This is a genomic window from Mesorhizobium sp. M7A.F.Ca.US.007.01.2.1 (genome assembly GCF_003998165.1).
GTDB lineage: Bacteria > Pseudomonadota > Alphaproteobacteria > Rhizobiales > Rhizobiaceae > Mesorhizobium > Mesorhizobium ciceri.
Genome location: NZ_RZQP01000019.1, coordinates 45,573 through 52,736, shown reverse-complemented (window position 1 = coordinate 52,736; position 7,164 = coordinate 45,573). Strand labels below are relative to the sequence as shown.

The window sequence follows — 7,164 nt, the reverse complement described above, 5'->3', positions numbered from 1 at the left end:
GGGTGGGTGTGATTCGTACCGGCAGGGCGAGTTGCAGGTTTTGGTGGGGTAAAAATGATGAGTTACCATCGGTTCGGGGCTGCTTTTGCTTTTGTTGCATTCGTCGCAGGGGGCGTCCTGTTGGCCGCGCCCGAGGCTGTAGCTCAACAAACCTGTTCCTGTCTTGCGTCCGTGCCGGCGTCCGCAGACGCGATAGGTCGGCTTACGCAGGTCCGGGGTGATGTCCAGATGTCCCAGGCCGGCGGCTATGCAGGGGTGGATGCCGAGGCGCCGGTGTATGCGGGCGCTCGCATCATGACCGGGGCGCAGGCGTCTGCTTCGCTGGCTATCGGAACCAATTGCGCGCTCGATATTCCAGCCAATGCCACCGTCAAGGTCGACCCTATCGAAGGCGGCATGTGCGTTTCGCTTGAGACACCAACTGCGACGATCGTACCCGCCAGCTCAGAACCTGGCATGCTGCCGGTTCTCTTGGGCGGCGCCGCCGTCGGTGGTGCCGCCGCCCTTATTATCGGCCTGCAGGATGACGACGACGCGGTCAGCCGGTAGGCGGGATACGACACCCGTTGTTTTGTGTAAATTTGTCAAATGCGTCATTCGCCTTCATGCGGGTGACGCATTTCTATTTTGTCGAGGCGAAGCTTTGCCTCCTCTCAACCAGAAACGCCAATGATCGACCTGCATTCACATATCCTGCCCGGTCTCGATGACGGTTCTCCTGACTTGGCCATGTCGCTGGAGATGGCACGGCTGGCAGTCGCCGACGGTACAACGCATATGGCATGTACGCCGCATGTGATGCCTGGGGTTTATGAGAACGCCACGCCAAACATTGCCGAGGCTGTTCAGGCGTTGGAACTGGAGCTTTATCGCGCTGCCATACCGCTTACCCTATATGTTGGCGCTGATGTTCATCTCGCGCCGGATCTTCCCGATCGATTGAGGCTTGGCACGGTGCCCACTCTGAACGGATCCCGCTATTTCCTGTTCGAGCCGCCACATCACATTCTGCCTCCGCGGCTCGAAGACTTCGCCGCCCGTCTCATAGGCGCCGGCTTCGTGCCGATCCTCACTCATCCAGAACGGTTGACCTGGATCAAGGCGAATTACGACGTCATCGAGAGGTTGAATACGCTAGGCTGCCTTATTCAGCTCACGGCTGATTCTGTGACGGGGGTCTTTGGACGTACGGCGCTGTACTACTCGGAGAAGCTGCTGGATGAGGGCAGGGTGGATATTGTCGCCTCCGATACGCACGGCGCCAGCCGCCGGCGGCCAGGGCTTTCGCAGGCGGTTGTCGCCATCGCGAACCGGTGTGGGGAAGATGAGGCTTACAACATGGCAGTGAAACGCCCGGACGCGATATTGCAGGATCGGCCGCTCGTGCCCATCGGAAAGCAAAGCGCGAGAAAGTCGGGCGGCAGCAGTGCGGGGCGGTTTGGCGGATTGGGCCGGTTGTTCAAGAGCGGGGCTCTTTGATGGGCATTTTCGATCTTGCAAGAAGTCGTGCGGGCACCGTGCCCGCCTTACTCGCATCGCTAGCGATATCTGCTTGCGCAAGCACGTCGTCGACATCGACGTCCACCACCAGTTCTGTCGATGCGCTGCAGCCGACGGCGTCTTCATCGGCGCTCTCTGGCGGTGGTACGCTGCAGGTGGTCAAGGATCTTCCGCCGCCGCAGAATACCCAGAATGGCAGCGAGCAGCCGCTGTCCGCCAACGATGTGCTCGAGGTCAGTGTGTTTCAGGTCGATAATTTGAACAGAACAGTTCAGGTCGACGCAGGCGGGCAGATTTCGCTTCCGCTGATTGGAACCATGACTGCAGCCGGCAAGACCGTTCGTCAGCTCGAGAAGGAAATCGAGACTGCCTACGGTGAAAAGTACTTGCAGTCGCCTGACGTGACGATTTTCGTCAAGGAGTCGATTGGCCAGCGCATCACGGTCGATGGTGAGGTCAACAAGGCCGGCATTTATCCGGTGTCCAGCAGCGCTTCCTTGCTCGACGCGATCGCCCTTGCCGGAGGGTTCAATCCGGTCGGTGATGCCGGCAAGGTCTTCGTCTATCGCAATGTCGGCCAAAACAAGCTGGTCGCAAATTACAATGTCGAGGAAATCCGCGCCGGCAAGAACCGCAACCCGCGCATCTATGGCGGCGACGTGGTCGTCGTTTTTGCTTCGAAGTCGAAAATCGCGATGAACAATTTGAAGGATGCGCTGGGCCTCGCCTCCAGCGCTGCCCGCATTGCGGTCATTCCGTAGACACGGACAACCCCAGGATCACCTCGCGCATGCTCGATCGCAACAGGCAGCCCCAACTTGCCGGACCCGGACATGGTCAGGCCCTGTCCGCGGACTCCTATTACGACGTGCCGCAAAACTACGGTCCCTATGGTCGCGACTATGCGGGCCAGGATGAGGGGTTCAACCCGCTCAAGCTGCTTTTATACATCGTCCAGTATCGCTGGCTGATCGTCATGATGGCGGCCGCCGGGCTCGTTGCCGGCGTTATCGTGACGATGATGCAGACACCAAAATATCAGGCGACGACACAGCTCGAAGTTCTGGTGCCTTCGGCGAAAGTGTTTCAGGACATTGAGGTTGTTTCCGAAAACAGCGACGTCCGGGCCTTCCTGACCGCGCGGGAGAAGCTGAAGAGCCGGGCATTGGCTCAGCGCGTGGTGTTCCAGCTTGGGCTTGGCGAAAGGCCGGACTTTCTGTTTCCGACGCCGAGCTTCTCCCCGAGCAATATTGTTTACCGTGCGTTCGGGATGTCCAAATCACCTTCCATTGAGGAGAAAACGCCCGAAGAGCGCGAGGCAATTGCCATCAAGCGCATCCAGGAAGATCTAACGGTCAATCTGGTCACCAATACAAGCCTGTTATCGATCACCTTCGTCGATCAAAAGCCGAAATATGCAAGCGACGTTGCCAATCAGGTCGCGCAGAGTTTTATCGATCAACGTCTCGATCAGACCAGCGAGACCTCCGATCTGGCACGGCAGTTCATCCAGGAGCAGGTTTTGCAGGTGAAGCAAAAGCTGCAGACCTCCGAAAAGGAACTGGTCACCTATGCAAAAGATGCCGGCATCACTGTTACCGGCGACGACAAATCGCTGATCGGCTCGAACATCGAAGCCCTGAACACCGCCCTGGCCACCGCAATCCAGGAGCGTCTTGATGCGGGGCGGGTGGTCGATCAGATAGAAAAGGGCCGCGGGTCGAGCCTCGGTCCGGTTCTGGAAAGCGAAGGTCTGCAGAAGCTTAGCGACAAGCTGGCGGATCTGACCAGCCAGTACCAGCAGAAATTGGGCATCCTGAAACCCGGTTTTCCGGAAATGCAGCAATTGCAATCGCAGATCAAGGAACTGCAGCGACTCTACAACAACGGCGTGCTGGCGATAACCGATTCGTTGCGGCTGAAATATCAGGAAGCGCAGAACAAGGAAACCGACCTCAAGTCCAAGCTCGCGGAGATGGAGAGGCAGCAGGTCGTCTTCAACGACAAGAATATCAAATACACGATCCTGAAGCGCGAAGTCGACTCCAACCGGTCGCAGTATGACAGCCTTATCGCCAAGCTGAATGAAGTCGGTGTTAGCTCGGAACTCAAGACGCAAAGCGCTGCGATAGTCGATTTCGCTTCGCTGCCCACAGCCCCCTATTCTCCACGTCTGAGCATCAATCTTGCAGTCGCTCTCGCGCTTTTCATGGCCCTGGCTGCATCGATCATCTACATCATCGAGTTGCTGAACAACACTTTCACCAACCCGGAGCAGATCGAGAAAGAGCTGGGACTGACGATGCTCGGCATCCTGCCGCTTGTTGGTGATCGCGAACTCATAGCCAGCATCGCCGATCAAAAATCCGGGCTCTCCGAGGCCTATCGTTCGCTGCGAACATCGCTGCAGTTCTCCGGTGCGGAGGGCGCGCCGCGATCGCTGCTGGTGACCAGTTCGGAACCGTCGGAAGGCAAGTCGACCACGTCGTTCAAGCTTGGCCAGGATTTCGCGGCACTCGGCGCAAGGGTTCTGCTTGTTGACGGCGATCTCCGCAAACCCAACCTGCACCGGCTGTTCGGCCTCGACAATGCGATCGGGTTGAGCAACCTGCTGACAAATACCGTTCGCAAGGACGATCTGCCGGGCATTTTCAGACCGACGAAATATCCCAATGTCACCGTGCTGACGTCCGGAACGATTCCGCCGAATCCGGCCGACCTGCTCTCGTCGCCGAAGATGGCGTTGATCTTGACCAATCTAGGCAAACGCTTCGATCTGGTCATCATTGACGCCCCGCCGGTCGTCGGTCTTTCCGACGCACCAATCCTCAGCCGGCTTGCCGAAGGCACATTGATGGTCGTTTCGACCAATCAGGTCACACGCAAGTCAGCCAAAACGGCACTCAAGCGTCTGCGCTCAGCCGGTGCGAATGTGATCGGAGCGGCGATGTCGAAATTTACGGTCAACAAGTTCGATTACAATTACGCCTATAAATACATGAACTATCAGTACTACGACTATGGCGCGAGTACCCCGAAAATTGAGGGCAAAGTCGATGACGGAGCAGGCCAGCCCGCTCACGCGAAATCTCCGGCGTTCAGGCGTTTGGTTCGTCGCCTCCGTTCTGGTGTTGGCGGTTTCGTCGGTAGGGCTAAGTCGGCTTCTTGAGTCGGAAACGCCGGCCGTCTCGCTTGCGCTCGATCCGTTCAACGTAGATGCCTTGATAGGCGAAATTGCCGGTCGGTTGAGCGAAACAGGCGACGGTGCTGATCTCGATGTCTTGGCAACAAAGGCGAAGGGCGCGCTTCGTTTCAATGTCGCGGATGCCCGGCTCTACAGCCTGATAGGCGAGATTGAGTATCGACAAGGCGAGAAAGACGAGGCTTTCGAACTCTTCGACCAGGCTCGAAAGCTGTCCAAGACTGAAATCCATTCGCTTCAGAGATCGATCGATCGCTCGATCGAGGTGGGCGATCTGTCAAAGGCCGTTGCCGAGATCGACACGTTGCTGCGCCGGTGGCCCGACAGATTTCCAGTCATTGCGGCTGGCTTGCCGGCTATTCTTTCAAACCCGGACGGATATCAGGCTGTCCTGGCAGCCTTGAGGATCGAGGCACCGTGGAGATCCAGTCTTTTCACCGCGCTTGGCAAGGATCCGCGGGGCCTGCGCGTCGCAAATCAACTGTTGCTGGACCTTGCCGGATCGATCTCACAACCGACGTCGAAGGAACTGTCTGCCGTAATCAACGGATATATCAGGCAAAAGGAATACGAGGCGGCCTACCGGCTGTTCCTGTTCAGTCTGTCCGATCAGGAGCGGACACTGGCCGGATACATTTTCAACGGCGGCTTTGAACAGATCCTCAGCGGCAAGCCATTCGACTGGCAGGTTCGCGACCGCTCCGGTCTGGAAATTACCTTTGCCGGGGCGCGCGATGTCGGCGAAGGCGATAGCGGAGCGACTGTCCGATTCCTGAATACGCCGGTGAAGAACGCCGCGCTCCAGCAATATGTCGAACTGCCTCCCGGCTCCTACAGGATTTCCCTGATCGCCTCCGCGAGAAACCTGAAACTGCCCAAGCAGTTGTTCTGGTCCATCAGATGCGCGGATCCGGCGGGCGAAATAGCTCGGTTCGACATTCCGGAAGGCACGTTCGATCGGCGGGAGTTGAGCCTGGATTTCGCGATCGGACCAAGCGCGTGTCCCATGCAATTGTTGCGGCTGGAAACAGCTGCCATCGCTGAGAGTTGGCGATTTCGGTACGTTGGCACGTTGGTCATGCACAAATTGAGCATCGAAAGAGTTTCATCTTGAGAGAGCGGTCGACCCGGCCCACGGAATGGGAAAAATATCTGCTTGGGTCGGTTCTCTTCCTGTCGGTGCTGATTGGCGGCGGCACCGCGAGCGGTCTCTACACCGAAGCGCTGATCGAGGTGGCGGCGATCGTCTCGGCCGCGGCCGTCTTTTCAAGGCCGTCGGAACGCGGCATCCCTCGCTCGGCCCTGTGGTTGCTTGCTCTGGGCCTTGCCGTGTTCTGTTTTCAAATCGTGCCGCTGCCCGCCGCTCTGTTGAGCGGATTGCGGCCTGAGGTTCTACTTGCAAATCCGTGGCTGAGCGGTGAAACCGGGCTGCGTTTCGTCAGTGTCGGCGTGGGACGTACGATCGAGTGTCTGTTGTATTTCGTGGCGATGGCTGCATTCTTTCTGAGCGTCACCCGCTTGCGCCCAGATCAGGTCTACGGCCTTCTGCCCTTCTTTTTCATGGGTGTCATCTGTAACGGACTGGCTGCGGCGATCCAGTATTCGCTCTCCGATACGGTTGCCATACAGGGTTTGTTGCCGTTCACGATCAATGCGGGACTGTTTGCCAACCAGAACCATTTTTCGGCTCTGCTCTTCGTCTCCATTCCCTTCGTTGTCTACTACGGCCTGTTTCGCGGGCACCTTCTGTCCGGGTCGCTCGGCTTGATAACGCTGCTGCTGTTGCTTCTGGCCGCCGGTTCGCGCGCCGGTATTCTGATAGGGCTGGCGATCACCATGGTATCAGTCGTCTTTCTGTCCGCGCGCTCGAGGCTGGGCGGGTATGGAATACCCGCTGTCTTCATCGGGCTTTCACTCTACACGATCGGGGCGTGGACGAAGATCGATGCGGAAGTGGTTGACCCGGCCTTTGGACGGGCCGAATTTGCCCGCACGACGATCGCGGGAATTGAAGAGAACTGGGCGACGGGCGTCGGCTTTGGGAGTTTTCCGAAGGTCTATCAGATTTACGAAAAGGGAGAGATGATCTTCAAGCCCTACGTCAATCACGCCCACAATGATTATCTGGAATTGGCACTTGAAGGTGGCGCTCCTGTTGTCTTTCTGGTCGCAGCTTACGCGATATTGCTTTTTGCGTTTTCCGTTACGGCACGGCGAGATCCGCTGCAGAAAATGGCGTTTCTCTCAGTATCGTTTCTGCTCGTTCATTCCCTGGTCGATTATCCCTTGCGAACGGCGGCACTGGCGATGACCTTCGCCTATATGAATGGCGTTATCTTTCACAAGGGACTTGCTGAGCGGCTGAGCCAGAGAGGCGAGTCGACCGCCGCCCATGATGACAATCTGCTTGTTCCCGTCAGGCCGGCTTTGGCAAGACGATAGCAATGCGTCGCCTGAATTGG

The 7,164-nt window shown here is 57.7% G+C and carries 6 protein-coding genes; all 6 read left to right on the top strand.

Annotated elements, in window-relative coordinates; translation table 11 throughout:
- Nucleotides 1–228 precede the first annotated feature (228 nt).
- The 6 genes from EN949_RS06035 (at nt 229) to EN949_RS06010 (ending at nt 7,144) form a co-directional block, all read left to right on the top strand.
- On the top strand, nt 229–549 hold the full coding sequence (locus EN949_RS06035; protein ID WP_127365508.1) for a hypothetical protein: 321 nt from the start codon (nt 229–231) through the stop codon (nt 547–549).
- Nucleotides 550–669: 120 nt separating this feature from the next.
- Entirely contained in the window at nt 670–1,479 is an 810-nt protein-coding gene (locus EN949_RS06030) for a CpsB/CapC family capsule biosynthesis tyrosine phosphatase (RefSeq protein ID WP_127365507.1), read from the top strand.
- Nucleotides 1,479–2,261 carry a polysaccharide biosynthesis/export family protein gene (locus EN949_RS06025; protein ID WP_024503662.1) on the top strand — a complete coding sequence of 261 codons (783 nt, stop codon included), beginning with the start codon at nt 1,479–1,481 and terminating at the stop codon, nt 2,259–2,261. Before EN949_RS06030 ends, EN949_RS06025 begins: the two co-directional genes overlap by 1 nt.
- 29 nt (nt 2,262–2,290) lie before the next feature.
- Nucleotides 2,291–4,669: a polysaccharide biosynthesis tyrosine autokinase gene (locus tag EN949_RS06020; RefSeq protein ID WP_024503663.1), complete on the top strand. Its 2,379-nt coding sequence runs from the start codon at nt 2,291–2,293 to the stop codon at nt 4,667–4,669.
- On the top strand, nt 4,557–5,816 hold the full coding sequence (locus tag EN949_RS06015; protein ID WP_127365506.1) for a hypothetical protein: 1,260 nt from the start codon (nt 4,557–4,559) through the stop codon (nt 5,814–5,816). Before EN949_RS06020 ends, EN949_RS06015 begins: the two co-directional genes overlap by 113 nt.
- Nucleotides 5,813–7,144, top strand: a complete 1,332-nt coding sequence (locus EN949_RS06010) for an O-antigen ligase family protein (RefSeq protein ID WP_127365505.1) — start codon at nt 5,813–5,815, stop codon at nt 7,142–7,144. Before EN949_RS06015 ends, EN949_RS06010 begins: the two co-directional genes overlap by 4 nt.
- Nucleotides 7,145–7,164: the final 20 nt, after the last annotated feature.